24 protein-coding genes are annotated in these 26,743 nt (G+C 68.4%); 17 read left to right on the top strand and 7 right to left on the bottom strand.

Translation table 11 applies throughout. From position 1 onward, the window contains the following. Positions 1-222 precede the first annotated feature (222 nt). Complete coding sequence (locus tag ABE485_RS10975) at positions 223-1,185, top strand: tripartite tricarboxylate transporter substrate binding protein (protein WP_346515328.1); 963 nt, start codon at positions 223-225, stop codon at positions 1,183-1,185. 90 nt (positions 1,186-1,275) lie between these two features. On the opposite strand, the gene ABE485_RS10970 is transcribed toward ABE485_RS10975, so the two are convergent. Together ABE485_RS10970 and ABE485_RS10965 are read right to left on the bottom strand one after the other, a co-directional pair. Beyond that, positions 1,276-2,073, bottom strand: coding sequence for a flavin reductase family protein (locus tag ABE485_RS10970; RefSeq protein ID WP_346515327.1), 798 nt, complete (start codon positions 2,071-2,073; stop codon positions 1,276-1,278). Between the two features lie 11 nt (positions 2,074-2,084). After that, complete coding sequence (locus ABE485_RS10965; protein WP_346515326.1) at positions 2,085-3,149, bottom strand: LLM class flavin-dependent oxidoreductase; 1,065 nt, start codon at positions 3,147-3,149, stop codon at positions 2,085-2,087. A gap of 110 nt (positions 3,150-3,259) precedes the next feature. On the opposite strand from ABE485_RS10965, the gene ABE485_RS10960 reads away from it, so the two are divergent. Beyond that, positions 3,260-4,207 carry a LysR family transcriptional regulator gene (locus tag ABE485_RS10960; RefSeq protein WP_346515346.1) on the top strand — a complete coding sequence of 316 codons (948 nt, stop codon included), beginning with the start codon at positions 3,260-3,262 and terminating at the stop codon, positions 4,205-4,207. A 1-nt stretch (position 4,208) separates the two neighbouring features. Here the strand turns inward: ABE485_RS10960 and ABE485_RS10955 are convergent, their stop codons facing one another. Further along, complete coding sequence (locus ABE485_RS10955; RefSeq protein ID WP_346515325.1) at positions 4,209-5,087, bottom strand: SMP-30/gluconolactonase/LRE family protein; 879 nt, start codon at positions 5,085-5,087, stop codon at positions 4,209-4,211. Positions 5,088-5,364: 277 nt separating this feature from the next. Between ABE485_RS10955 and ABE485_RS10950 the strand changes: the two genes are divergently transcribed. The 7 genes from ABE485_RS10950 to ABE485_RS10920 are packed head-to-tail and all read left to right on the top strand — an operon-like array spanning position 5,365 to position 13,093. Continuing rightward, positions 5,365-6,135 carry an enoyl-CoA hydratase/isomerase family protein gene (locus ABE485_RS10950; protein ID WP_346515324.1) on the top strand — a complete coding sequence of 257 codons (771 nt, stop codon included), beginning with the start codon at positions 5,365-5,367 and terminating at the stop codon, positions 6,133-6,135. Between the two features lie 2 nt (positions 6,136-6,137). Beyond that, positions 6,138-8,270, top strand: coding sequence for an acetate--CoA ligase family protein (locus ABE485_RS10945; protein WP_346515323.1), 2,133 nt, complete (start codon positions 6,138-6,140; stop codon positions 8,268-8,270). 8 nt (positions 8,271-8,278) lie between these two features. Further along, the gene (locus tag ABE485_RS10940) at positions 8,279-9,484 is read left to right on the top strand and encodes an acyl-CoA dehydrogenase family protein (protein ID WP_346515322.1); all 1,206 of its coding nucleotides are present in this window, start codon (positions 8,279-8,281) and stop codon (positions 9,482-9,484) included. Beyond that, positions 9,481-10,425: an acyl-CoA dehydrogenase gene (locus tag ABE485_RS10935; RefSeq protein WP_346515321.1), complete on the top strand. Its 945-nt coding sequence runs from the start codon at positions 9,481-9,483 to the stop codon at positions 10,423-10,425. Before ABE485_RS10940 ends, ABE485_RS10935 begins: the two co-directional genes overlap by 4 nt. A 9-nt stretch (positions 10,426-10,434) precedes the next feature. After that, positions 10,435-11,193, top strand: coding sequence for an SDR family NAD(P)-dependent oxidoreductase (locus ABE485_RS10930; protein ID WP_346515320.1), 759 nt, complete (start codon positions 10,435-10,437; stop codon positions 11,191-11,193). Beyond that, the gene (locus tag ABE485_RS10925; protein WP_346515319.1) at positions 11,193-12,374 is read left to right on the top strand and encodes an SDR family NAD(P)-dependent oxidoreductase; all 1,182 of its coding nucleotides are present in this window, start codon (positions 11,193-11,195) and stop codon (positions 12,372-12,374) included. Before ABE485_RS10930 ends, ABE485_RS10925 begins: the two co-directional genes overlap by 1 nt. Further along, positions 12,362-13,093, top strand: a complete 732-nt coding sequence (locus ABE485_RS10920; RefSeq protein ID WP_346515318.1) for a carboxymuconolactone decarboxylase family protein — start codon at positions 12,362-12,364, stop codon at positions 13,091-13,093. Before ABE485_RS10925 ends, ABE485_RS10920 begins: the two co-directional genes overlap by 13 nt. Before the next feature lie 17 nt (positions 13,094-13,110). On the opposite strand, the gene ABE485_RS10915 is transcribed toward ABE485_RS10920, so the two are convergent. Next, on the bottom strand, positions 13,111-14,520 hold the full coding sequence (locus ABE485_RS10915) for an amidase family protein (RefSeq protein ID WP_346515317.1): 1,410 nt from the start codon (positions 14,518-14,520) through the stop codon (positions 13,111-13,113). Positions 14,521-14,547: 27 nt separating this feature from the next. After that, positions 14,548-15,534 (bottom strand): Bug family tripartite tricarboxylate transporter substrate binding protein, encoded by a 987-nt coding sequence (locus tag ABE485_RS10910; protein ID WP_346515316.1) that lies wholly within the window; start codon positions 15,532-15,534, stop codon positions 14,548-14,550. 134 nt (positions 15,535-15,668) lie between these two features. Here ABE485_RS10910 and ABE485_RS10905 point away from each other — a divergent pair, with 134 nt between their 5' ends. The 6 genes from ABE485_RS10905 to ABE485_RS10880 all read left to right on the top strand — a co-directional run bounded on the left by ABE485_RS10905 (position 15,669) and on the right by ABE485_RS10880 (position 21,317). Beyond that, a complete protein-coding gene (locus ABE485_RS10905) occupies positions 15,669-16,577 on the top strand; it encodes a LysR substrate-binding domain-containing protein (RefSeq protein ID WP_346515315.1) in 909 nt (302 codons plus the stop codon). An 84-nt stretch (positions 16,578-16,661) separates the two neighbouring features. Next, complete coding sequence (locus ABE485_RS10900) at positions 16,662-17,294, top strand: GntR family transcriptional regulator (RefSeq protein ID WP_346515314.1); 633 nt, start codon at positions 16,662-16,664, stop codon at positions 17,292-17,294. Between the two features lie 26 nt (positions 17,295-17,320). Continuing rightward, positions 17,321-18,310, top strand: a complete 990-nt coding sequence (locus ABE485_RS10895; RefSeq protein ID WP_346515313.1) for a tripartite tricarboxylate transporter substrate binding protein — start codon at positions 17,321-17,323, stop codon at positions 18,308-18,310. A 32-nt stretch (positions 18,311-18,342) separates the two neighbouring features. Further along, on the top strand, positions 18,343-19,347 hold the full coding sequence (locus ABE485_RS10890; protein ID WP_346515312.1) for a Bug family tripartite tricarboxylate transporter substrate binding protein: 1,005 nt from the start codon (positions 18,343-18,345) through the stop codon (positions 19,345-19,347). Positions 19,348-19,380: 33 nt separating this feature from the next. Next, a complete protein-coding gene (locus ABE485_RS10885) occupies positions 19,381-20,442 on the top strand; it encodes an isocitrate/isopropylmalate dehydrogenase family protein (protein ID WP_346515311.1) in 1,062 nt (353 codons plus the stop codon). A gap of 2 nt (positions 20,443-20,444) precedes the next feature. Beyond that, complete coding sequence (locus ABE485_RS10880) at positions 20,445-21,317, top strand: amidohydrolase family protein (protein WP_346515310.1); 873 nt, start codon at positions 20,445-20,447, stop codon at positions 21,315-21,317. A 48-nt stretch (positions 21,318-21,365) separates the two neighbouring features. Here ABE485_RS10880 and ABE485_RS10875 read toward each other — a convergent pair whose 3' ends face one another. Together ABE485_RS10875 and ABE485_RS10870 are read right to left on the bottom strand one after the other, a co-directional pair. Next, complete coding sequence (locus ABE485_RS10875; RefSeq protein WP_346515309.1) at positions 21,366-22,583, bottom strand: MFS transporter; 1,218 nt, start codon at positions 22,581-22,583, stop codon at positions 21,366-21,368. A gap of 90 nt (positions 22,584-22,673) precedes the next feature. After that, positions 22,674-23,828 carry an alpha/beta hydrolase gene (locus tag ABE485_RS10870; protein ID WP_346515308.1) on the bottom strand — a complete coding sequence of 385 codons (1,155 nt, stop codon included), beginning with the start codon at positions 23,826-23,828 and terminating at the stop codon, positions 22,674-22,676. 99 nt (positions 23,829-23,927) lie between these two features. Here ABE485_RS10870 and ABE485_RS10865 point away from each other — a divergent pair, with 99 nt between their 5' ends. Next, positions 23,928-24,818 carry a LysR family transcriptional regulator gene (locus ABE485_RS10865; RefSeq protein ID WP_346515307.1) on the top strand — a complete coding sequence of 297 codons (891 nt, stop codon included), beginning with the start codon at positions 23,928-23,930 and terminating at the stop codon, positions 24,816-24,818. 84 nt (positions 24,819-24,902) lie between these two features. Then, on the top strand, positions 24,903-26,741 hold the full coding sequence (locus ABE485_RS10860) for an ABC transporter ATP-binding protein (RefSeq protein ID WP_346515306.1): 1,839 nt from the start codon (positions 24,903-24,905) through the stop codon (positions 26,739-26,741). The last annotated feature ends 2 nt before the right edge of the window (positions 26,742-26,743 follow it).

Below are 26,743 nucleotides of genomic sequence, written 5' to 3'. Positions count from 1 at the left end.
ATTGCTCCGCGCGGGGATCGGAATACCGCGCCCTTCGCAGAACTGTTCTGCATATCGACGGGGTAATCGCCAGGTCCGATAGAACTTATCATCGGCTTCTGAGATAACCCAAGGCCGGCCCCCAAACGCCGGCCGACCCGGCCGCCAGCGTCAAAAAACATAGAGTCCGGCCCGCGGAAGGCACGGACCTGCATGGCGGCGGGAATCTGGAGAGAGACAACAATGCACACGCTCACGCGCCGCGGCTTCATCGCGGCCGGCACCCTCATGATGCTTGCCCGGCCGCTGCGCGCCGCGCCCAAGCCCGTGACCATCATCGTTCCCTACGCAGCCGGCGGCCCCAACGACAACTTCGCGCGCCTGCTGGCCGAAGGCATGGGCGCGGAGCTGGGCCTGAATTTCATCGTGGAGAACAAGCCCGGCGCCAACGGCATCATCGGCGCCACCCAGGTCGCGCGCGCGCCCGCCGATGGCGGCACGCTGCTGATGGGCGGATCCGGACCCGTTTCCCTCAACATCCTGCTGCGCCCCAGCCTGAGGTACGGTTTCGACAGCTTCGAATCCGTGGCGATGATGTTCGACGGCCCGCTGACCATCACCGTCCCGTCGACGATCGGCGTGAACTCGATCGCCGACCTGGTCGCCTACGCCCGGCACGAAAAGCGCGCCCTGACCTATGGTTCCCTGGGACCGGGCAGCGTCACGGACCTGTACGGCCTGATCCTGTCCAAGGCGCTCGACATCCCCCTGACTGCCGTCCCCTACAAAAGCACGCCCACCAGCCTGATCGACCTGATCACGGGGCGCAACGATCTTTCCTACATGACGCCCATCGCGCTGGCGGACCACCAGAAGGCGGGCGCGGTCAAGATCCTGGCGCTCACGACGGACCAGCGCGACCCGGCGCTGCCCGAGGTCCCGTCCGTCGCCGAACTGGGCTATCCGCAGCTCAAGGCCAGCTACTGGACCGCCCTGCACGCGCCCAAGGGCACGCCCCCCGACATCATCCAGGCCTATTCGGCGGCCGCCATCAAGACGGTCCAGTCCGACAGCTTCCGCAAACTGCTGGCCACCAACGGACAGATCGAAAAGGCCGGCGGACCGCAGGCGCTGGAGGCGCAGCTCGAATCCGACCGCCAGTACTGGGGCAAGGTCATCAAGGAAAACCAGATCGTCCTGGACTGATGCGGCGTGCCGCCCCGAAAGCGGCGTCCGTACAAACAACACAGCCCGCCTATGGCGGGCTGTTTCGTTGATGGCGCACCGGGTTGCCGGCTACTGCAGCAGGGCCGGCGCGATGCGGTGCGTGGCCGCGTTGAAATTGATCACGGGCGGCGCCTCGCGGCAGGCGGTCCGGCGGATCTTGCCGACGATGAGGTCGTGCGTCCCCAGCATCTCGGTGCAGACGATATCGCATTCGATGCTGGCCAGCGCGTCCGGCAGGACGGGCGCGCCATGCTCGTTCATGACCCATCCGCCCTGGGCGAAGCGCGCCTCGCCCTGCGGCTTGCTCAGGAACGCCTGGATGACTTCGCCGTGGCCTTCGCCCAGGATGTTGGCGACGAATCGTCCATTGCGCAGCAACGGTTCGCGCGCCGACGAAGTCTGCTGCACGAAGAAGCCCACCATGGGCGGATCGGCCGAGATCGACGTCAGGCTGGACACGATCATGCCGGCGATCTGCTCGCCGTCGCCCGTGCTGACGGCGCTGATGCCAGCCGGCAGCGACCGCATCGCCGCCTTGAAGTCGTCGACGGACACCACTTCGTCGCGCTCGTTGACGACCATGTGCGCGCGGATCTCGCCCCGGTCATCGACCCAGCCGTGCCGCGCCGCGTAGTCCACCATCGCCGAGAAGCCGGCCTCCCACGCCGGGTCGCCCGCGTGCTGCGACAGGAATCGCAGCACCGACGGAGACAGCCGGACATGGCCCTCGTCCTCGCGCCGGCCGATCCGGGCGATGGCCCGCTCCAGGCGCTCGGCGGGCTGGGGGTCCGCCATGACATCCAGCCGGCGGAAATCCGCCGGGTCGCGCAGCGTGATCGCGCCGGCGTTGCTCAGGTAGATACGCATGTCGCCCTCCTTCAGGCAAGGACTGTCGAACTGCCGACTTCCTTGCGGATCGCGGGAATGATCTTGTCGCCCCAGAGCTCGATCTGCTTGAGCATCGTCTTCTGGTCGAAATCGCCCAGCTGGGTCTGCAGCGCGATGTGCTTGGGCCGCAGGATGCTGATTTCCTCGAGCATCTTGTCGATGACCTGGTTGACCGAACCCACCGGCAGGTTCTGGCGCAGCTGCTCGAACGTGGGATCGGTTTCCGACGGGACTTCCTTCACCATGTAGCCGTCGTCGCTCTGCGCTCGCCGGAACTTCAGGCTTTCCGAAATGCGGCGCTGGAAGCGCGCGCAATCCAGATAGGCATCGATCTCGGCCTTGTTGTCCGAGGCGTAGCCGCAGCGCAGGAAGCCGAACTTCACATCGCGGTCCAGGTCCTTGCCGTTGTCCTCGGCCACTTTTTCCAGCCTGCCGCGCAGTTCGGCGATCGCGTCATTGCCCTTGAGCAGCGCCGTCACGAAGAGGTTGTGGTTCTCGCGCACGCCGCGGCTCAGCGTCACCGGGTTGCCCGACGTGATCCACAGCGGCGGCATCGGATCCTGCACGCACCGCACCGCGATCGAACTGGGGGGAATCTTCAGGAACTTGCCGTCGTGCTCGAAGATCTTCTGCGTCAGGCCCTTGGGGATGACGTCGAGGAACTCGTTGAAGATGGCGCCCGAATCCTCGATCTTGACCCCGAAGCGATCGAACTCGAACTGCTGGTAGCCCGAACCGACGCCAAGTTCCAGGCGGCCGTTGGACACCGTATCCACGAAGCCGACTTCGGCCAGGAAGCGCGCCGGGTGATACAGCGGCAGGATGCACACCGCCGTGCCCAGCCGGATGCGCTTCGTCTTGGCCGCCGCATGCGCCACCGTCATCAGCGGCGAAGGCGACAGGGAATAGTTGTTGAAGTGGTGCTCGGCGTACCAGGCCGTGTCGAATCCGGCCTGCTCGGCCACCACCGTCTGCTCGATGGAGTTGTTGATGACTTGCGTGGAGGACTGGTGGTAACCTCGTTGCTGCGCCAGAATGAATACGCCGAATTCCATGGGGTCTCCTCAGTTATTTGCATGAATCCTTGAGGAAATTCTAGAGGCCGGTAGTCATGGGCTGGAATACAAGAAAAGCGGCGTTCTGTGCTGCATAAAGTGGAGGAATGATGGACAGACTGCGCGCAATGGAGCTCTTTCTGTCGATCTCGAAGACCGAGAGCTTCTCGGAAACCGCGCGCCAGTTCGGCATCTCGGCCACCTCGGTGTCGCGCATGATCACCGACTTCGAAAGCGAACTGAACGTCAAGCTCCTGCTGCGCTCGACGCGCCAGGTCGTGCTGACCGAAGCCGGCCAGGAATACGCCCGCCAGCTGGAAACCATCCTCTGGAACATCAACGAGGCGCACCGCAACATCACCGAGATCCGCGCCGCGCCCAAGGGCATCCTGCGCGTGCATTCACGCATGATGTTCGGCCTGGGCGTGCTGCCGCAACTGGTGGCCGCGTTCCGCGAGGCCTACCCCGAGATCCACATTGAACTGGTGCTGTCGGAAGCCAAGACCGACCTTCGGCGCAACAACTTCGACATCGATTTCCGCATCTCGCCGCCCGTCGAGGCCGGCCTGAAGCGGCGCATCCTGTTCAAGAGCGAACGCTACCTGGTGGCCTCGCCCGCGTACCTGGCGTCCCGGCAGATTCCCCTGCTGCCCGCCGATGTCGCGCAGCATGACTGCCTGGCGTACCTGCTGCCCGGCGACCAGTACTGCTGGCGCTTCAAGCAGGGCGACACCATCGAGGAAGTGCTGATCAAGCCCCGCCATGTCACCAACAATGGCGTGGCCCTGCTCGAGCTGGCGCGGTTGGGCGAAGGCATCGCCCTGCTGGACGACTACACCGTGCACCACGACATCGAGCGCGGCACGCTGGTCCGGCTGTGTCCGGACTACCGCGTCACCAACACGACGTTCGAGGAAGGCATGTACGCCACCATCCTCGATACCGCCATGATTCCGGTGAAGATCCGGCTGTTCCTGGATTTCGTCGCCTCGCACGTGTCGGGCGCCGAACTTCGGTTCGCGGCCTACGGCAAACCGGCGGCCGCCAGCGCGGACTGACTCAGGGGCGGATCGCGCAGCGCGCCCTGGGCGCGCCCGCATGGCCCGCGCCGCGTATCCGCAGCAGCGCGCCATCCAGCGGCCCGTCCGCCGACAGGCGCCCGCTGTCGCTGATCGACGTGACGTACAGGTCCGTCAGCCCCTCTCCGCCAAAGCACAAGGACGCGGGGTGCTTGACCGGCAGATCGATGCGCACGTCGAGCCTGCCTTCCTGGTCGAACCGCGCGACCGCGCCCGCATGGACCAGCGCGGTCCACAGGCCGCCCGCCTGGTCGAAGCAGCAGCCGTCCGGCGCCGAATCGAAGGCGCTGGTGTCGACGAAGACTTCCCGGTCCGACAAGCGCCCCTCGCCGTCGATCCGATAGCGATAGATCCGGCGCGCGGCGCTGTCGCAGACGTAAAAGCTTTCTCCGTCCGGATGCGGCGCCGGGCCGTTGACCACCCCCAGGCCCTGCGCGATCCGGTCGAGACGCCCGCGGGTGTCCAGGCGGTACAGGCCGCCCAGAGGCGGCTCGCCGTCTTCCCGGTAGATATGCATGGTGCCCGCCACGAAACTGCCGTCGGGCAAGGGCGCGCCGTCGTTCAGCCGCAGGTTGGGGTGGCTGTCCCCGATACCCGCGAGCGTGCGCAGGCTGCCATCGGCGGGCCGGTACAGCGCGAAGGTTTCTTTCAAGGCCACCACCAGTTCATCGTCGCCGTTGAGCGCGAAAGAGCCCAACGGGGCGGGCAACCGCCAGCTTTGCACGCTGCCCGAGTCCGGCGCCACGGCCAGGATCAGGCCCTTGCGGCAGTCCGCCATCCATAACAGTCCCCGCGCCGCGTCCCAGACCGGGCACTCGCCCAGCGCCGCGCGCACGTCGCCAATACGTTCGATCTGCATCCGCCGCCCGTCTCCGTCTCGTTCGTCTTTCAGACGATTTCGCCTCTCATGGTATCGGCTCGGGGCAGGCGCGAATATGCCGCTTTCATGCAGAACACAACCACCATTTTTGGCGTAGATCGCGCGCATACCCCCTCCCTAAAATCAAAAAAAATCCGGCGCCCCTGGCACGGATGGACGACAAGACGGGTCAATCCGGCCCCAGGAGACTTACGATGCAGCATGCCTTTGGCGCTATGCGCCCCCCTGTTTCTTTCCAGTCGAACGAGGTGCGGGCATGAGCGACACCCCCGTCAAGTTCGAGGTCAGCGAGGGCGTCGCCCTGGTCACGCTGAACAACGCGCCGGTCAACGCGCTGAACCGCAACATGCGCCGGCGCATCGTGGCGATCTTCGATGAAATCTCCGAGCGCGACGACATCCGCTGCGCCGTGCTGACCGGCAGCGGCAGCGTCTTCTGCGCCGGCGCCGACCTGAAGGACCGCCCCAACGCGGACATCGCCGGCGATTTCCTGGAGCACAACCGCATCACCCGCGAAACCGGCAACGCGATCAAGGAATGCGCCAAGCCCGTGATCGCGGCGGTCAACGGCGCGGCGCTCGGCGCGGGCCTGGGCCTCATGGCGGCCTGCGACATCATGTACGCCTCGGACAACGCCACCTTCGGCATGCCCGAGATCAATGTGGGACTGGCCGGCGGCGCGTCCATGCTGCGCACGCTGTTCGGGCGGTCCACGCTGCGCCGCATGTTCTATACCGGCCAGCGGCTCAGCGCGCACGACCTGCTGCGCCGCAACGTGCTGGAAGACGTGCTGCCGCCCGACCAGCTCCTGCCAGCGGCCCTGGCGCTGGCCCACGAGATCGCGTCGAAAGCCCCGCTGGCCGTCCTGTACGCCAAGCGCGCGGCCAACATGGTCGATCTCATGCCGCAGCGCGACGCCTACCGCTTCGAGCAGGACTTCACCATGGCGCTCGCCAAGACCGAGGACGCGCGCGAGGCCCGCATGGCGTTCCTGGAGAAGCGCCAGCCCCAGTTCAAGGGACGCTGAGCATGGCCGCAGAATCGCAACGCCCCGGCCTGGGGCTGGCCGCCTTTTTCGAGGCCCGCGGCATCGCCGTGGTGGGCGCGTCCGACGACATCACCAAGATCGGCGGCCGTCCGGTGCACATGCTGATCAAGCATGGCTATTGCGGCGCCGTCTATCCCATCAATCCCAAAGGTGGCGCCATCCAGGGCCTGCCCGCCTACGCCTCGGTGCGCGACACGCCGACCGCGCCGGAGCTGGCCATCCTGGCCGTGCCCGCCGCCGCGACGCCGGCCGCGCTGCGCGACTGCGCCGCGCGCGGCGTGAAGGCGGCGATCGTGCTGTCGGCCGGCTTCGTCGAGGCCGGCCCGCAAGGCGCGGCGCTGCAGGCCGAACTGGTGCGGATCGCCCGCGACAACGGCATGCGCATCCTCGGGCCCAACTGCCTGGGCACGGTCAACGTGGCCGAACGCCTGATCGGCTCGTTCTCCATCGCGCTGGAAGAAAACATGCCGCCCGTCGGCCATGTGGGCATCGTGTCCCAGTCCGGCAACGTGGGCAGCCACACCATGCAGAGCGTGGCGCGGCGCGGCATGGGCGTGAGCCGCTTCATCGCCACCGGCAACGAGGCGGACGTGGACGCCGCCGACGGCATTGCCGCGCTGGCCGAGGATCCGGACACGCGCATCATTCTCTGCTGCATGGAAACCTGCCGCGACGCCGGCAAGCTCATCGACGCGCTGCGCATGGCGCGCGAACGCGGCAAGCCCGTCATCATCCTGAAGATCGGCTCCACCGAGAAAGGCCAGGCCGCGGCGGCGTCCCACACGGGCGCCCTCACCGGCTCGGATGCGGTAATCGACGCGGTGTTCCGCCGCCACGGCGTGCTGCGCGTGCGCTCGGTCGAGGCCCTGATCGACATCGGACACGCCGCTTCGCTGCTGATGCCCGACCGCCTGCCCCGCAACGACGCGGTGACGCTCGTCGCCGCGTCCGGCGGGTTCGGCATCATGATGGCCGATGCGATGAGCGAAGCCGGCCTGGCCCTGCCCGCGCTGGCGCCCGACACGCAGCGCCGCATCCTCGAGGCCGTGCCCACCGCCAGCACCGGCAACCCGGTGGACGCCTCCGCGCAGATGTCCAGCCGCCCCGACATCCTGCTCAAGATGCTGAGCGCCCTGCTGGACGATCCTTCCGGCGGTTCGCTCGCGCTGTTCATGTCGCTGTCGCTCTACAACACCCGGCTGCGCGGCATCTACCTCGAAGCCTTGGCCCAGGTGCGCGCCAGCCATCCCGACCGTCTGCTCATGGTCATCAGCCAGGGGCCGGCCGACGCGGTGGAGCAGATCAACGCGCTGGGCATTCCGGTGTTCTCCAGCATCGACGCGGCCGCCACCGGCCTGGCAGGCCTGGTCACGCTGGGCCGCCTGCAGTCCGCGGACCACGCCCAAGCCCGCCCGTCCGCTGCCGAGCCCGTGGACCCGGCCGTGTTCCGCAACGAATTCCACGCCAAGCAGGCGCTGGGCAAGGCCGGCATCGACGTGCCCCGCGAAATCATCGCCCGCGACGCCGACGACGCGGCCCGCGCCGCCGAAGCCATCGGCTATCCCGTCGTGCTGAAGATCGCGTCCGAGGACGTCGCCCACAAGACCGAAGCTGGCGGCGTGCAGCTCAACCTGGACGACGCCGCAGCCGTGCGGCAGGCCCATGCGCAGATCCTGGCCAGCGTCGCGCGGCACGTCCCCGGCGCCCGCATCGACGGCGTGCTGGTCGCGCCGATGGTCCGCGGCGGCACGGAGATGATCGCCGGCATTTCGCAGGATCCAGTCTTCGGCCCCATCGTCATGGTCGGCATGGGCGGCATCTACGCCGAGGTGCTCAAGGACGTCGCGGTCCAGGCCGCCCCCGTGACCGAGGACGAGGCCGCCGCCATGATCCGCTCGCTGAAGATGTTTCCCATCCTGGACGGCGCGCGCGGCCAGGCCAAGGCCGATATCGCCGCCGCCGCGCGCAGCGTGGCGCGCCTGTCGGAATTTGCGTTCCGGCATCGCGACGACATCGCCGAGATCGACATGAATCCCATCCTGGTGCGGCCGCAGGGCCAGGGCGTCGTCGTGCTGGACGCCCTGATGATCCCCCGCGCCGCGCCCGCCCATTGAGGACAGACATGCAATTTGAACAACACGTGGCGGTGCCGGACCCGGCCGCCGGACCCGAGGCCTACCGCCAGCATGCGCGCACCTGGCTGCGCGCCAACCTGCCGGACTTCATGCGCGCCGACAGCCTGGAATGGCGCGCTCCCACGCTGGCCGAAAGCAGCGCCTGGGAAGCGGCGATGTACCAGGCGGGCCTGGCCGGCATGACCTGGCCCAAGGCCTATGGCGGCCATGGCCTGACGCTGCGCGAGCATCTGGCGGTGAACAAGGAAATCGGCGCGCTGCCGATGCCCGAGAGCGTGAGCTCGATCGGCAAGGAACTGGCCGGCCCCATCATCATGGCGGTGGGCACCGAGCAGCAGAAGCAGGACTTCCTGCCCGCCATCCTGGCGATGCGGCAATACTGGTGCCAGGGGTTCTCGGAACCCGACGCGGGATCCGACCTGGCGCGGCTGCGCACCAAGGCCGTCCAGGAAGACGGTCACTGGCGCATCAACGGCCAGAAGATCTGGACCAGCGGCGCGGCCAAGGCGCATTACTGCCTGCTGCTGACGCGCACGGGCACCGTGGCCGACAAGCACCGCGGCCTGCTGATGTTCGCGGTGCCGATGGACACGCCGGGCATCCGCGTCGTGCCCATCAAGTCGATCGACGGCAAGGAATCCTTCGCGGAAGTGTTCTTCGACGACGTGGTCGTGCCCGACAGCGCGCGCCTGGGCGCGCCCGACGAAGGCTGGAACGCCGCCATCCGCGTGCTGTCGATCGAACGTGCCACCAACCGCATGTACCGCCCCTGGCGCTTCGAATGCGAACTGCGCCAGCTCATCGCCGCCTGCAAATCCGACGCCCGGCTTGCCGCGGCCCTGGATGACGGCTACGTGCAGCGCCGCGTGGGCGACCTGGCCTGCGAGATCGACGGCATGAAGGGCCTGGTCGAACTCACGGTGGAACGCATGCTGCGCGGCGAGACCATCGGCGCGCGCGGCTCGCTGACCAAGCTGTACTGGTCCGAATGCCACCAGGCCTTCGCCGGCCTGGCGCTGTCGCTGCTGTCGCAGGTCGGCCCGCAATCCAGCCCCCTGGCCCGGCGGGCCCACAAGGCCTTCACCACGGCCTATCTCTTCTCGCGCGCCGAGACGATCTACGCCGGCACCACCGAAGTCCAGCTCGACGTCATCGCGCAGCGCGTCATGAATCTTCCCAAGGACCTGACATGAGCAACGAAGAACTGCGGCCCGAGGAATTCGCTCAGGCCGCCGAAGCGGCCATCGCCGACGCCCTGACCCGCCAGGACGCCCACGCCATGGTCCAGGTGCTGGCGCAGGCCGGCCTGTGCGGCGTGATGGCGGCCGAAGACGACGGCGGCCTGGATCTGGACCTGGCCTTTGCGCTGCCCATCGCGCACGCGGCCGGCCGCCTGCGCCTGCCCTTGCCGCTGGCCGAGCAGATCCTGCTCGCCCGCGCGCTTGCCGGCACGCCCCAGGCGGCGGCCCTGGCCGCGGGCGAACGCCTGGCCGCCATCGCCTGGCAAGGCAGCCTGCAGGCCGGACACGTCCGTCTGGACACCGGCCGCGCGGACTGGGTCCTGGTGGCCGACGGCGACGGCGCGGCACTTGTCGGCGCCAGCGCACTGCCGCGCGAAGAACAGGCCGCGCTGGATCCCGATCATCCGCAGACATGGATCGCGCTTGACGGCGCCCCCGTGCTCGCGCGCCTGGATAGCCGGTCCTGGACCGCCCTGCAGCGCCAGGCCCACCTGCTGCTGGCCGAATTCGCCAACGGCGCGGCCGAAGGCGCCCTGCAGGCGGCGGCGGACTACATGGCCACGCGCGTGCAGTTCGGCCGGCCGCTGTCGGCCAAGCAGGCCGTGCGCCACCTGCTGGCGCGCATGCGGCTGCTGCAGGACGTCTCCAGCGCCGCGATACGCCGCGCCAGCCATTGCGACGAATACGGCGGCCCGCGCGACACCCGGCCGGCACTGGCCGGCGCGCTCGCCAACGCCGCCTTCGTCATCGAGAAGGCCATCCACCTGCACGGCGGCATGGGCTTTACCTGGGAACTGCCGCTGCACCACGCGCTGCGTGCGGTGCGCAAGCTGGACGCGGCATTCGCCGGCCAGTCGCGCGACATCGGGCGCGCCTACATTCAATCGGTTTAGGAAGACACCATGCAACAAGATCTAGCGGGGCGCGTGGCGCTCGTCACCGGCGCGGGCGCCGGCATCGGCCGCGCCACGGCGCGCCTGCTCGCCGCGCGCGGCGCCACGGTCGGCATCAACGACCTCAAGCAGGAACTGGTGGACGAATCGGTGGCCGACATCGTCGCCGAAGGCGGCAAGGCCTTTCCCGTGGTCCAGAACGTGTCCACGCGCGAAGGCATCGGCCAGGCGGTAAGGCAGGCGGCCGAGCATGGCTCCCGCCTGGACATCCTGGTCAACAACGCGGCCTGGGTCCGCTACCAAAGCGTGCTCGAGATCCAGCCGGAGACGCTGGAGCGCATGCTGGATATCGGCTTCAAGGCGGTGATCTGGGGCATCCAGGCGGCCGCCGAGGTCATGGACCCCGAGCGCGGCGGCGCCATCGTCAACGTGGCGTCCACCGCGGCCCTCAAGTCCGCCCCGAATTCGATCGTGTACTCGGGCATCAAGTCCGGCGTCCTGGGCGTCACGCGCGCCGCGGCGGCCGAACTGGGCGCGCGCGGCATCCGCGTGAACGCGGTGTGCCCGTCGGCGGTGCCCACCGAAGGCACGCAGCGCAACCGCAATGCCGAGCGCGATGCGCGCCGCGTCGCCAGCACGCCCATGGGCCGCCTGGGCACGGTGGACGACGTGGCCGGCGCCATCGCCTTCCTGGCCAGCGACGAAGCCCGCTTCATCACGGCGCAGGCGCTGGTGGTGGACGGCGGCATCACCTTCACCACGCTCTGATGGATACCGTCCTGTTGACGGGCGCCGCCAGCGGCATCGGCCGGGCCACGGCGGTGCGGCTGGCGGGCCTGGGCCATCGCTGCGTCCTGGTGGACCGGAACGCGCCGGCGTTGCAGGCGCTGCACGCGGAACTGCCCGCGCATGCAGGGCAGGACCACCTTGTGCGCGCGGTCGACCTGACCGACGCGGACCAGATCGCCGCGCTGGCGGACGGCATGCCGCGGCTGGACGCCCTGCTCAACAACGCGGGGATGACCGACAGCAGCAACCGCCCCACCGTGGAGCAGGCGCCGGAGGACTGGCAGCGTCTGCTGGACCTGAACCTGCGCGCGCCCGCCCGTCTGGTGGAGACCCTGCGCGCGCGGCTTGCGCCCGGTGCGCGCGTCGTCAACGTCGCCTCCGGCGCCGGGCTGCGCGCCATTCCCTGGCGCGGGGGCTACAGTCCCAGCAAGGCCGGCCTGATCGCGCAGAGCCGCGCCCTGGCGCAAACTGATCCCGAACTCTGCGTCGCCGTGCTCTGCCCCGGCTATGTCCGCACGGAACTGGTGGCGGGCCTGATCGCTTCCGGCCGTCTCGATCCGGCCCGCGCGGTCGCCAAGATCCCGCTGGGCCGCCTGGCCGACCCCGAGGAGATCGCCTGCGCCCTGGCCTTTCTTGCCAGCAGCCACGCGGCGCCGCTGGCCGGCGGACTGCTGTGCGTGGACGGTGGATCTTCCGTCTTTGGCGGCAGCCAGACTTACGCGGCATCGGCTGGCGAATGCCGTGTTCCCCTCGATACGCCGCTGGCCCTGACCGTTCGCGGCGACTGGCCGTCGCCGATCGGCAATGACGTGCCCGACGGCTATCCCGCCGTGCTGGATGCGACCGTGCTGTCGAGCCCTCCGGGACAACGCCTGGCGGCCGTGCTGGAGGCCGCGCGCCGTTTCGGCGTTGACGGACCCGGCAGCCTGACCTTGCTGCTGCCCGGCGGCGCGGACCTGGCCTGGGACGACGCGGGCGATCACGCCGCGGCACGCATGCTGGTGGCCTCGCTCGCCTGCGAATGGGGGCCCGGCGCACGCCGCATCAACGCGGTCGAAGTCGCTCCCGGCACGACGCCCGAGGTGCTCGCGCCGCTGCTGCGCTTCGTCGCGGGCGCCCAGGCGCAATACCTGACGGGACAGACGCTATGCAGCCGCTGAACGACCTGGAGGCGATCAAGGCGCGCTTCATCGCCGCGCGCGGCTATTGGCGTCCGTGGACCGAGGCGCTGCTGCGCGGCAATCCGGCATTCCTGGTCCACTACGCCGATTACGCGGGCTATCCCGCCCGGACCGGCCCGCTCACGCCGCGCATGGTGGAACTGATCTACGTGGCGCTCGATGCATCGGCCACGCATCTCTACGAGGCGGGTCTCGCGACGCACCTGCGCCTGGCCCGCGAGGCCGGCGCCACCGACGCGGATATTTTCGGCGTGCTGCACCTGGTGACGTTGCAGGGGCTGAGCGCGGTGCTGAACGCCGCCGACCTGCTGCACGAGGCCGCGCCGCTGCCGGCGCTGGCCATGGGCGATCCCTTGCGCGCGCGCATCGCCGCGCTATGGCCCGAGCAGTCGGACAGCATGCTGCGCCTCGCGGCGCAGGATCCGGGCTACGTGGCTGTGCTGCTGGACTTTCTTGAGGGCGGCGCGCCGCCCGGCGGCCTGGACAACGCCGAGCGCCTGCTGGTGCGGATTGCCCTGCACGCCTGCTTCACCCATGGCGACATGGCCACCACCCGGGCGCTGATCGCCGAAGGCCTCGCACAGGGCCTGCCGCGTGCCGGCATCCTGCAGGCCATCCAGCTGGGCGCGCATCTGGCGGTGCACGGCGCGGCGCTGGGCGCGACCGTCCGCGCGCGGTCGGAACCGCCTTCTCAGTAGGCCTGGTTGGCGCGGCGTCAGACAGCAAGCCGGTCCAGCACCGACCACGACGCCCGCGCCTCGATCGCCTCGCCCGCGGCCAGGCACAGATCTTCCCTGAAGCGCCCCGCCGCCAGCTGCACCCCCACGGGCACGCCCGCCGACATGCCGACGGGCACCGACAGCCCCGGCAGACCCAGGATCGCGGTGGAAATGAGCGGACTCTGTGCGCGCAACATGCTTGCCATGGCGTCCTCGCCCTGCTGGTCCTCATCGATCCGGAAAGGCAGTTCGAACGACACCGGCATCAGCAGAACCGGATAGCGCTCGAAGAATTGGCCCCATTCCCGCAGGATGGTCGTGCGCATCGCCATCGCCTTGATGAAGCCATCCTTGTCCAGGCGCGGCGCGTGCGCCAGCATGCTGCGGTAGGCGCGCTGGATGGCCGCATCGCCCGCGCGCTCGATTTCACGGGCCATGGAACCCGACGCCTCGTTCATCAGCACGCTCAGCCAGAGACCGGCGGCCTCGGCGAATCGGGGCGGCTCCGCCTCTTCCACGTCGTATCCCGCATCCCGCAGCCACGCCGCGGACCGCAGCAGCGCGTCGTCCACCGCCGCATCGGCCTGGAACCCCGCCGCGCCGCGAAACAGCGCCACCCGCCTGCTGTCGCCCGGCCGCCGCAGGTCCAGCGGCGCGGGAGACCACCACGGGTCGCGCGAGTCGCCCGCCGCCATCGCCGCCAATCCCAGCCGCAGGTCGCCCACCGACCGGGCCAGGGGCCCCTGGGTCGCGGCCAACTGCGAGGCCACCGGACGCTCCGACAGCTGGCTGGCGTTGTAGCCCGGCACCCGCCCCTGCGACGGCCGAAGTCCCGCGACGCCGCAGGCATAGGCCGGATACCGGATCGATCCGCCCTGGTCGCTGCCATGCGCCAGCGGGCCGAGGCCCAGGGCGGCCGCCACGGCCGCGCCGCCGCTGGAGCCGCCGGGCGTGCGCGTCGCATCGAACGGATTCACCGTGCGTCCGTGCAGATCGTTGTCGGTGAACCAGCGCCACGAGAACGCGGGCACGTTGCTGCGGCCGATGACGACGGCGCCCGCCTTGATCCAGTTGTCGACGGCCGGATTGTTCTCGCTGGCCGTCAGGTCCCGATAGGCCGCCACCCCGTTGGTCGTCGCCGTGCCCGCCAGGTCCGCGTTGGCCTTGATCGTCACCGGCACGCCGTGCAGCATGCCCAGTTCCTGCCTGGCCAGCGCCGCGGCGTCGGCCGCGTCGGCGGCGCGCAGCGCCTGTCCGGCGTAGATTTCAGTCAGCGGATTGAACGCGGGATTGACCTGCCGCGCCCGGTCCAGGCAGCTCTGCACGGCCTCCCGGCTCGACACCTCGCGGTTGCGGATGGCGTTGGCAAGATCCTGCGCGCTCCAGCGCCAGAGTTCGTTCGTCATGATGTCTCCTTGTCGACAACAACGCGGTCAGTCGGCCGACGCCCCCGATTGCTTCACCATGGCCCCCCAGCGCGGAATCTCGGTCGCGATGAGGCTGGCGAACTGCTCGGGCGTGGACGGCGTGGCGTCCACCGACAGGGTTTCGTTCAGCTTGAGCACCGCCGGGTCCCGCAGCGCCTTCGCGATGGCGGCGTTGAGCTTGTCGATGACTGGCCTGGGCGCCCCCGCCGGCACCACGATGCCGCCCCATGACACCACCTCGAATCCCTTCAGCCCCGATTCGTCCAGCGTCGGCACGTCCGGCAGCACCGGCACGCGCTTCAGGCTGGTGGCGCCCAGCACCTTCACCTGCCCCGAGCGGATGAAAGGCAGCACGCCCGCCACGTTGTCGATCATCACGTCGAGCTGCCCGCCCGCGATGTCCACCACGGCCTGCTGGCCGCTCTTGTACGGCACGTGCAGCATGGTGGTGCCGGTTTCGCTCTTGAGCATTTCCCCGGCCAGGTGGGCGCTGGACCCGACGCCCAGCGACCCCACGCTGACCTTGCCCGGATGCTTCTTCGCGTACGCGACCAGCTCCTGCACATTGCTTGCGGGCAGGTCGTTGCGCGCGATCAGCACCAGCGCATTGCTGATGGCGAGGCTGACGGGCGCAAGGCTGCGCTGCGGGTCGTACGGCAGCTTCGCATACATGCTCTTGTTGATCGCCAGGGTCACCAGGTTGCCGAAGCCGATCGTATAGCCGTCCGGCGCCGAAGCGGCCAGCGCCTGCGTGCCGACGATGCCGCCGGCGCCGCCGCGGTTGTCCACGATCACGGGCTGGCCCAGTTCGCGGCCCAGCGCGTCGGCGATGGGGCGTAGCACCACGTCGGGGCCGGAGCCGGCGACATACGGCACGATGAGCTTGATGGGGCGTTCCGGCCATTCGGCGCGGGCCGCGCCGGCGCCCGTGGCGGCGCACAAGGCCAGCAGGAGCGATAAGGCGCGGCGGATACGGCAGGGGAAGATCGGCATGGCTTTCTCCTTGAGGGCTACGCGGGCTAGGGCCCGGTTTCTTGTCGCCGTCAAGATTAGGGATCGCCCGCGCTGCGGGGAAGGCTATATTTTTGTTAAGGTGACAACCGCTGGTTGTCAGCGTTGGAGCGCACGTGAAGGACCATCAACTCCGGGCGTGGCTGAAAGTGGCCGAACTGCGCAGCATCCGCGCCGCGGCGCGCAGCCTGCACCTGAGCCAGGCCGCGGTCACCAAGGCCATCAAGGAACTGGAAACCGAACTGGACGCGCCGCTCCTTACGCGCAGTTCGCGGGGCATCGCCATCACCGAATGCGGCGAACATCTGACGGTGCGCGCACGCCTGGCCCAGGCCCAGCTCACGCTGGCGCGCCAGGACATCCGCCAGTTGCTCAGCGGCGCCCAGGCCCGCGTGGCCGTCGGGGTCACCCCCATGGTGATGCTCAGCGTCCTGCCCGACGTCCTGAACGATTTCCGCGCCAGCATGCCCGCGGCCAGGGTCAAGGTCTCGGAAGGCCTGCTGGCGTCGGTCCAGCCCGCGCTGCGCAACGGCGCGCTGGATTTCGCGGTGGCCTCGCGCATGATGGACGGCGGCGGCGGGCACGAATTCGAATTCGAGGAACTGCGGCCCCTCGAATTCATGATCGCCTGCCGGCGCGGCCATCCGCTGGCGCGCGCCCGGCGCTGGGAAGACATCCGCGGCTGCGAATGGCTGCTCAACGTATCGGGCGGCAGTCACACCGAGGCCTTCCTGCAAGGCCTGCGCGATCACGGCCTGCCCGCGCCCGATCGCGTCATCGACTGCGATACCTTCGGCGTCATGTGGAGCCTGATGACCCGCAGCGACGCCCTCATCATCTGCCCCGCCGGCATGCTCAACGTCAAACCCTATGGCGACGAGGCCCGGCGCATCCGGGTGGACGTGCCCATGCCGATCGCCAGCGTCGGCATCATGACCCTGCAGGGCACGCCGCTGTCGCTCGCGGCGGCGACGATGGCGGACCTGTTCCGGCGGCGCGTGGCGCGGGCGACGCTGGACGGATAGGGCCGGAACCCGTCAATTTTCAGGGGCCGGATTGCTCGCTAATTTTTTGTATGCAAAAATATACAAAACAACGACGAGACAACCGTGCCCATCCCGAAGAGCAATTCGCAGGCCTTTGCCGCCTACAACGAGATCAAGCGCCGCATCCTGGCCGGCCTGTTCACGCCCAGCGACCGCCTGCGCGAAGTCGAAGTCGCCGACCTGCTCGAGATGGGCCGCACGCCGGTGCGCGAAGCCCTCAAGCGCATCCAGGACGAAGGGCTGATCACGCATGAGCCCGGCCGGGGCATGGTGGTCACCACGATGGACCAGCAGGAAGTCGGCGAGCTCTATTCCATGCGCGAAGTGCTGGAGGGCGCCGCAGCCGCCTTCGCCGCGCGCCATGCCACCGAAGCCGACGTGGCCAACATGCAGGCCATCCTGGACGAAGGCGACCACGGCGACCCCGTCGCGCAGAACCTGCGCTTCCATGAAGCCATCTACAGCGCCGCGCACAACCGCTATCTGATCCGCTCGCTGCAGTCGCTGACCGAAACCACCTACCTGCTCGGACGCAGCACGCTGAGCTCGCCCGACCGGGCCCATCGCTCCAATGAGGAGCACCAGGCCATCGTGGACGCCATCCGCGCCCGCGATCCGCAAGGCGCGCAAGACGCCGCTCAACACCACATTCACCAGGCCCTGCTGGAACGCCTAAAGATGCTGCGCCAGGGTTAGCGCGGCCGTCGATCGGAGACAAGTCGATGACGAAGTTCAACGTATCCCCGCAGCGTCTGCTGGCGGGGCTGGCCCTGCTGTTGCCCGCGCTTTGCGCGCCGGTCGCCGCGTCGGCCGACACCTACCCCAGCCGTCCCATCACCCTGGTGGTGCCCTTTGCGGCGGGCGGCGGCACGGACAGCATCGCGCGCGACATGGCGCGCACGCTGGCGGACAAGCTGGGCCAGACCGTCGTGGTGGAGAACCGCGGCGGCGGCGGCGGCTCGATCGGCGCCGCGCTGGTCGCCAACGCCCGTCCCGACGGCTACACGCTGCTCTTCGCCACGTCGACCTTCGTGACCAACGCCGCCGCCGGCATCAGCACCACCTATGACGTGCGCAAGTCCTTCGCGCCGATCGCGATGCTGGGCCGCGGCCCCTTGTTCGTGGTGACGGCCAAGGACCTGAAGCTGCAATCCATCGCGGATCTGCGCCAGCTGGCATCCAGGCCGGACGCCGACCTGAACTTCTGCTCGGCCGGCAACGGCAGCATCAACCACCTGGCCGGCGAACTGTTCAAGCAGAAGACCAGTGCCGCGATGACGCACGTGCCCTACAAGGGCAGCGGCCCCGCCACCGTCGACCTGCTGGCCGGACGTGTCCAGGTGTTCTTCGCCACCGTGCCCACCATTCTTTCGCAGGTGCGCGACCAGCGCGTGGACTTGCTGGCCGTCACCGGCAAGACGCGCTCGCCGTTGTTCCCGGACACGCCCACCGTCGCCGAAGCGGGCGTTCCCGATTTCGACATCACGACGTGGTGGGGCGTCCTGGCCCCCGCCGGCACGCCGCCCGAGGTCGTGGGCAAGCTGAACCAGACCATCAACGCCGCCGCGGCCGACGCGCTGGTCAGCGACCGCCTCAAGCACGAAGGCGCGCAGGCCATCAGCGGATCGCCCGAGGACTTCGGCCGCGCCCTCGCGGCCGAGCTGGAAATGTGGCAAGGCGTGGTCAAGAAATCCGGCATGGCGCTGGACTGAAGCGCCGGGCGCAAGAACACCAAGGAGACAGCATGCAGCACACCCCTCATCCCTTCAGCCCGGCGCGCCGCCGCCTTCTGCAAGGCGCGACGGCCACCCTGGCCTTGACCCTGGCCGGCGCCGCGCGCGCCGCGGACGCGTATCCGTCCAAGCCCGTGACGATGATCGTGCCCTACGCCCCCGGCGGACAGGGCGACGTCTTCGCGCGCATCCTCGCCGAGCGCCTGGGCACGGAGTTCAAGCAGAGCGTCATCGTCGAGAACCGCCCGGGCGCGTCCGGCGCGGTGGGTTCCCGGATCGTGCTGCGCGCCCCCGCCGACGGCTACACGCTGCTGCTGGGCCAGACGGGCGAAATCGCCGTCAACCCCTACGCCATGAAGGCGCTGGGCTACGACCCCCTGCGCGAATTCGCGCCGGTGATCCTGGTGGGCGACTCGCCGCTGGTGCTGGCCGTCCCGGAGAAATCCCCCTACGCCGACCTGGCCGCCCTGATCGCCGCCGCGCGCGCCAAGCCCGACGCCCTGGCCTATGCCTCGTCCGGCACCGCCACGCCCGGCCACCTGGCCGCGGCCGCGCTGGCGCTGGGCACGCAGACGCGCATGATCCACGCGCCGTACAAGGGCGCGGGCCAGGCCATGTCCGACCTGCTGGGCGGCCACGTCGACTTCTTCTTTTCCAGCGCATCGGCCGCCATGCCGCACATCAACAGCGGCCGGTTGCGGGCGCTGGCGGTATCCTCCAAGGAACGCCTCGGCATCCTGCCCAAGGTCCCGACCATCAGCGAGGCCGCCGTGCCGGATTTCCAGTTCAGCCTGTGGGGCGGCGTATTCGCGCCCGCGCAGACGCCTCCCGCCGTCGTCGAACTGTTGAACGCAAAGCTCAACGCCATCCTGGCCGAGCCCGCGATCAAGTCGCGGCTGGAAGGCGATGGCGCCGCGGTGCGCCCGAACACGTCGCAGGAATTCACCGCTTTCGTGCGCGGCGAGGCCGCGAAGTATCAACGCCTGGTGCAAGCCACCGGAATCCAGGTCGAGTAGGCCTGACCGATCAACCCAACAGGAAAAATCCCCATGAAAATCGTTGTACTCCCCGGCGACGGCATCGGCCCCGAAACCATGGCGGTCGCCGTCGACGTGCTGCAAGCCGCGTCGCGCCGCTTCGGCCTGGACCTTCAGTTCGACCACGACATCGCCGGGCACGACAGCCTGAAAAAGCACGGCGCCACGGTCACGCCCGCCCTGCTGGAAAAGGTCAAGGCCGCCGACGGCCTGATGCTGGGCCCCATGGCCACGTACGACTTCAAGGACGAGGCCCGCGGCGAGATCAACCCGTCGATGTACTTCCGCAAGAAGCTCGACCTGCACGCCAACATCCGCCCCGCGCGCACCTATCCGGGCATGCAGGCGCGGCTGGGCGAATTCGACCTGGTGGTGGTGCGCGAAAACACCGAAGGCTTCTACGCCGATCGCAACGTCGAATCCGGCGGCAGCGAAATGCTGATCACCCCCGACGTGGTGGTGTCCCTGCGCCGCATCACGCGCCAATGCTGCGAACGCATCGCCCGCACCGCCTTCGAACTGGCCATGACGCGCAACAAGCACGTGACGATGGTGCACAAGGCCAACGTGCTGAAGCTGGGCGACGGCATGTTCCTGGAAATGTGCCGCCAGGTCGCCCAGGAGTTCCCCGAGGTGCGCGTGGACGACGTCATCGTCGACGCAATGATGGCGCACGTCGTGCGCGCGCCGCAGCGCTACGACGTCGTCGTCACCACCAACATGTTCGGCGACATCCTGTCCGACCTGACCGCCGAACTGTCGGGCAGCCTGGGCCTGGGCGGCTCGCTGAACGCCGGCCGCGACTACGCGATGGGCCAGGCCGCGCACGGCTCGGCGCCCGATATCGCCGGCCAGAACATCGCCAATCCGATCTCGCTGATCCTGTCCGGCGCGATGCTGCTGAACTGGCACGGCCAGAAGACCGGCCAGCAGAAGTTCCTGCAAGCCGCCGCTGCCATCGAAGCCACCATCGCGGACACCATCCTGGCGCAGGAATGCACGCGCGACGTGGGCGGCAAGCTGGGCACGCGCGAAGCCGGCGCGGCGTTCGTCGCCCGCCTGCAGGCGGCCTGACCATGACCGCGGCGCCGCTGCCCGCCAACGCCTGCGACTGCCACGTGCACGTGGTGGCGCCGCAGGCCGACCATCCGATGCTGGCCGACCGGCACTACACGCCCGGCCCGGCATCGACCGCCGACCTGCAGGCGCACCTGGACCGGCTGGGCCTGGCCCATGCCGTGATCGTGCAGCCCAGCATCTACGGCACCGACAACGCCCTGCTGGTCGACAGCCTGCTCGCGCTCGATGGTGCCGCGCGCGGCGTGGCCGTCGTGGACGACGACGTCGCCGACACCGAACTGGCCCGTCTGCACGACGCGGGTGTGCGCGGCTTGCGCGTCAACCTGGAGAGCACCGGCGCCAGCGATGCGGCGACCGTCAGCCAGGCGCTGTCGGCCTGGGCCGGCCGACTTGCCGGCCAGGGCTGGCACCTCCAGGTCTACGCCTCGCTCGACGCCATCGCCGCGGCCGCGCCCGCGCTTGGCCGCCTGCCGGTGCCCGTGGTGCTGGACCACTTTGCGATGATCCCGGCGCACGTATCGCTGGACGATCCGCGCGTGGGGCAGGTGCTGGACCTGGTGGGCAACGGCAGCGCCTACGTCAAGTTGTCGGCGTCCTACCGGGTCTGCGGGAATCCGGACGACCCCGTCCAGGCCGCCCGCGTGACGGCCCTGGCGCGGACCATCGTCGGCCGCAATCCCGAGCGCGCGCTGTGGGCCAGCGACTGGCCGCACACCAACCGCGAACCGGGCAAGCGGCCCACGGAGGTCAGCGCCTACCGCGACGTTCCGGCGGCGCGCCTGCTGGGCGAACTGGACGCGTGGCTGCCGGACGCCGACCTGCGCCGGCAGGTGCTGGCGGCGAACCCGGCGGCGCTGTATGGTTTCTAGTCCTTGGCAGCGGGGGCTGCCTGTTGCGAGCAGGCGCGCAAGACAAGCTCACGCAGCCTTCGCTTCGATTTGCGCCGTCAGGGACGCAAAGACGGCCGCAACCAGCAATAGCGTCGCGCTCGCCAGGAAGGTGCTCTGATAGCCGCTGTGGTCGAACAGCATGCCGCCCGCGGTGGAGCCCAGCGCAATGGCCATCTGGACGACGGCCACCAGCAGGCCTCCACCGGCCTCGGCGTCATGAGGGAAGGTCTTGGCCACCCATGCCCACCACCCCACCGGCGCGGCAGTCGCAGTCAACCCCCAGACGCCCAGCAGCAGCGCGACGACGATCGGCATATCTCCGAAAACGATCAGCGCCACGGCAATCGCCGCCATCACGACGGGAATGGCCACAAGGGTCTGGTAGAAACCCCGCTTGAGAACACTGCCGATGAGGATGGTGCCGACAAGCCCGGCTATTCCGATCGCCAGCAACATGAGCGAGAGCGCCGGCACCTGCACGTGCGTCACCGTTTCCAGAAATGGCCTCACATAGGTGAACAGCGCGAACTGCCCCATGAAGAACAGGCTGCTGGCCGCCATGCCCACGGCGACATGACGACGCCTGAACAGCGCAAACACCTTGAAGAACTGGCCGACGCCCGCCGCGCGCACGCCTGCAGGCATCGAAGGCAGCGTGATCCATTGCCAGCCCAATGCGATCAGCGCCACCGGCACCAGGCACAGGAACGCGCCGCGCCAACCGATGACCGAGCCGAGGTACGCGCCCAGCGGCGCAGCCACCACCGTGGCGAGCGCGTTGCCGCCGTTCAGGATCGCCAGCGCGCGCGGCACCTGCGCAGCGGGAACCAGCCGGATGGCCGTGGCCGCCGACATCGACCAGAACCCGCCGATGACGACACCGATCAGCGCCCGGCCCAGCATATAGATGAAGTAGTTGCCTGCCAGCGCGACGATGGCGCCGGACAGCCCCATCGCCGCCGTCAACGCCATCAGCAGCGACTTGCGATTCAGGTTGCCCGCCAAAGCCGAGATGAAGAGGCTCGTCAAGACGGCAAACGCCCCCGAGATGGCAATGCCCTGCCCGGCCATGCCTTCCGTCACGTGCAGATCGGCCGCGATCGGCGTCAGCAGGCTGACGGGCAGGAACTCCGAGGCCACCAGCGCGAACGCGCACATGGACATGGCGAACACGCCGCTCCAGGAAGCCGGGCGCGCCTGGGCGCCGTGCTGGCCGTTCGCGCTTTCAATGGCAGTACTGGTCATTAATGATCTTCGATGAATCAAACAGGAGACGCCGCGCGCGCCCGTAAGGGGCGCACGCGGAATAGGGTCGTAACGCGGGGCCTGGATGCCTTATGCGGGCCTGGCCAGATGTTTCTGGAAGAAGGCGTCCAACTTGTCCCAGGGAATCAGGCCCACGCGGTCGTAAAGATCGACGTGACCCGCGCCCGGGACCCAGACCAGCTCCTTCGGCTCGGTCGCTCTTGCATAGGCGTCCTCGCTGAATTCCCTGGAATGCGCCTGGTCGCCCGTGATGAACATCAGCGGGCGTGGGGAAATCGATTCGATGTCGTTGAACGGATAGAAATTCACGAACCGGACTTCACTGGTCAGCATGCGGTTCTGCGTCTGCTCGAGCGTGCGGCCTGCGGGGATGGCGATGCCGCGCGATGTGCGGTAGAACTCCCAGAATTCGCGCGTGACCGGGTCCGCGTCCGCATCCAGGCGCACGGGCAGATAGTTCAGGAACTGCCCCTGGCCGGTCGTGAACTCGTCAAAGCGCTGCGCCGCCGCTTTCGCGAGCATCGCCTTGCGCTGCTCCAGCGACACGGAATGCTTCAGGCCGTTGCGCGTCACGGCGCCCATGTCATACATGCTGACCGTGGCGATCGCCTTCAGGCGTGGATCCATTTTGGCAGCGCTGATGGCAAAGCCGCCGCTGCCGCAAATGCCCAGCACGCCGATGCGATCGCGGTCCACCAGCCCGCCCGTGCCCAGATGGTCGACCGCGGCGCTGAAGGCTTCCGAATACATTTCCGGCGCAACCAGATTGCGCGGCTCGCCCTCGCTTTCTCCCCAGAAAGGCAGGTCGATGGCCAGCGTGACGAAACCCCTTTCCGCCAGCTTCTGGGCGTAGAGCATGGAACTCTGTTCCTTTACCGCGCCCATCGGATGGCCGACGATGATGGCGGGCGCCCGGCCGTTGCGGGCCAGCCCATTCGGCGTGACCAGATTGCCGGCCACCTGCATGCGGTACTGGGTCGTGAAGGTGACCCGCTGCACGGTCACCGTATCGCTCTTGTAGAAATTGTCGGCGTCGGTCGGGGCGTGGGATGCCTGCTGCGCATTTTCGCGGTAGTTGGCGCCGAAGGCGGGAGCCGCAGCGGCGGAAAGCAGGCCCAGCGCGGCGAGGCCGCCCCCGGCCGCCTTGATGAAGGTGCGACGGCTGTCATCCCCGGCGCTCCGGTCCTCGGTGGCGACGCTGCTGGAATCGAATATCTGGCTCATGACGGGAGTTCCCTTGAAAATCATGCCCAGATGTTGAAGGATCGCCGCCCGTCTGATTAGGGGGTGTAATCTTTATGCACCTGTGAAAAAAATTCAGCAATGACACACGCCAAAGTCAACGACCTGCAAGCCTTCCTGGCGGTCGCACGCGACCAGAGCTTCACGAAGGCCGCCGCGAAGCTGGGCGTCACGCCCTCCGCGCTCAGCCACACGCTGCGCGCGCTCGAGGAACGGCTGGGCGTGCGCCTGCTGGCGCGCACCACGCGCAATGTGGCCCCCACGGAAGCGGGCCAACGGCTGATGCTCGCCATCGCGCCGCTGTTCGACCAGATCGCCATCGAAGTCGACGCGCTGGGCGAACTGCGCGACAAACCCCGAGGCACCCTCCGCGTGACCTGCACGGACGATTCCATCGAACTGTGCCTGCGGCCCATGCTGGCGACGTTCCTGCAGGACTATCCGGACATTACCCTGGAGCTGTACGTCGACTACGGGTTCACCAACGTGGTCGAGGAACGCTTCGACGCAGGCATACGCCTGGGCGAAGCCATCAGCAAGGATATGATCGCCGTGCGCATCGGCCCCGATTGGCGCCTGGTGGTGGTAGGATCGCCTGCATATTTCGAGCGGCATCCGGCGCCCGCCACGCCACACGACCTGACCGGGCTGCCCTGTGTCAACATCCGGCACCGGCCGTCTGGCTCCGTCTACGCCTGGGAGTTCGCAAAAGACGGCCAGGCGTTTACCGTCAAGGTCGAAGGGCAGCTTGTCTTCAACAGCATCATGCATGTCCTCAATGCAGCCGTCGATGGAATAGGCCTGGCCTACATTCCGGCGCCGCTGGTGGCGCCCTACCTGGCGGACGGGCGGCTCAGGGAAGTGCTGGCGGACTGGTGCCCGACTTTCCAGGGCTTTCACCTGTACTACCCCAACAGGCGCCAGGCGTCCCCCGCTTTCACGGCATTTGTCGACGCATTGAAGTATCGCTGAGGAAACACGCCGCCAAAGGCCGCCGCCTGCGCGCGCGCGACCTGCCCGCCGCCAGGCATCAACCCAGATTCCGGAGTCTCTGCCTTGTTCCGCAGATTTGAAAACCAGCTCAACCCCTTCCCGCCCGAGAACCTGCCCCTGCCGCCAAAGGGCTTCTTCGCGTTCATCTGGTTCTGCACGCGCGGATCGCGCGGCTACATCGCCGCGCTGGCGGTGCTGAGCGCCGCGGTCTCCATCTACGAAGCGTGGCTGTTTGCCTTCCTGGGGCAGATCGTCGACCTGCTCGGCGTCTGGCACGCCGGCCAGCCCGCGTCGGCGCACGAGCGCCAGGTGCTGTGGGGCATCGGCCTCGTGCTGCTGGCCAGCATCGTCCTGGTCAGCCTGCGCACCCTGGTGCAGCACCAGATCCTCGCCATCAACCTGCCGCTGCGCCTGCGCTGGGACTTCCACCGCATGATGCTGCGGCAAAGCCTGTCGTTCTTCTCCGACGAATTCGCGGGCCGCGTCACCACCAAGGTCATGCAGACCGCGCTGGCCGTGCGCGAAGTCCTGCTCACCTTCTGCGAAATCGTGCTGGGCATCGCCGTCTATTTCTTCGCCATCGTCGCGCTGGCGGGCGGGTTCGACGCGCGCCTGATGCTGCCCTTCATCGCCTGGATGGCGCTGTACGGTTTGACCATGCTGTACTTCGTGCCGCGCCTGGGCAAGGTCAGCAAAGACCAGGCGCACGCACGTTCCTCCATGACCGGCCGCGTCACCGACGCCTATACCAACATCACCACCGTCAAGCTGTTCTCGCACACCAACCGCGAAGCCCGCTTCGCGCGCGCCGCCATGGAGGACTTCAAGGAGACCGGCTATCGTCAGATGCGCCTGGTCAGCCAGTTCGAAATCTTCAACCAGGTGCTGGCCACCTCGCTGATCTTCTCCGCGGGCGGGTACGCCCTGTGGCTGTGGCACGGCAGTGAAATCGGCACGGGCGCCGTCGCCGCGGTCACCGCCATGGCGCTGCGGGTCAACGGCATGTCGCACTGGATCATGTGGCAGATGACCTCCCTTTTCGAGAACATCGGCACCGTGCAGGACGGCATCGGCACCCTGACCCACCCGCCCAAAGTGCAGGACGCGCCCGATGCGGTTGCGCTGCGCGTCACGCGCGGCGAAGTCGAATTCGACAACGTCTTCTTCAACTACAACAACGAGCGCCAGGTGCTGGACGGCCTGAGCCTGACCGTGCGCCCCGGCGAAAAAATCGGCCTGGTCGGCCGCTCCGGCGCGGGCAAGTCCACGCTGATCAACCTGCTGCTGCGCTTCTACGACGTCGACCGCGGCACGATACGCATCGACGGGCAGGACATTTCCCGGGTCACCCAGGACAGCCTGCGCAGCGCCATCGGCATGGTCACGCAGGACACCTCGCTGCTGCACCGGTCCATCTGCGACAACATCGCCTACGGACGCCCCGACGCGGATCCGGCCGAAGTCCAGGCGGCCGCGGCCCGCGCGCAGGCCGACGAATTCATCCAGCAACTGAGCGACAACCACGGCAACCGCGGCTACGACACCCTGGTCGGCGAACGCGGCGTCAAGCTCTCGGGCGGCCAGCGCCAACGCATCGCCATTGCCCGCGTCATGCTCAAGAATGCGCCGATCCTGCTGCTGGACGAAGCCACCAGCGCGCTCGATTCGGAAGTGGAAGCGGCGATCCAGGAAAGCCTGGATGAAGTGATGGAAGGCAAGACAGTGATCGCGATCGCGCACCGGCTCTCGACAATCGCCGCGATGGACCGGCTTATCGTCATGGACGAAGGCCGCATCATCGAACAGGGCAGCCACGCGGAACTGCTGGAATTGGGCGGTGTCTATGCCCGTTTGTGGCGCCACCAGAGCGGCGGGTTCCTGGTCGAGGAACTCAGTCAGTAAAT

This window comes from Achromobacter spanius (genome assembly GCF_039673305.1).
In the GTDB taxonomy this organism is placed as follows: Bacteria; Pseudomonadota; Gammaproteobacteria; order Burkholderiales; family Burkholderiaceae_B; genus Achromobacter; species Achromobacter spanius_F.
This window is presented reverse-complemented; position numbering and strand designations above follow the sequence as displayed.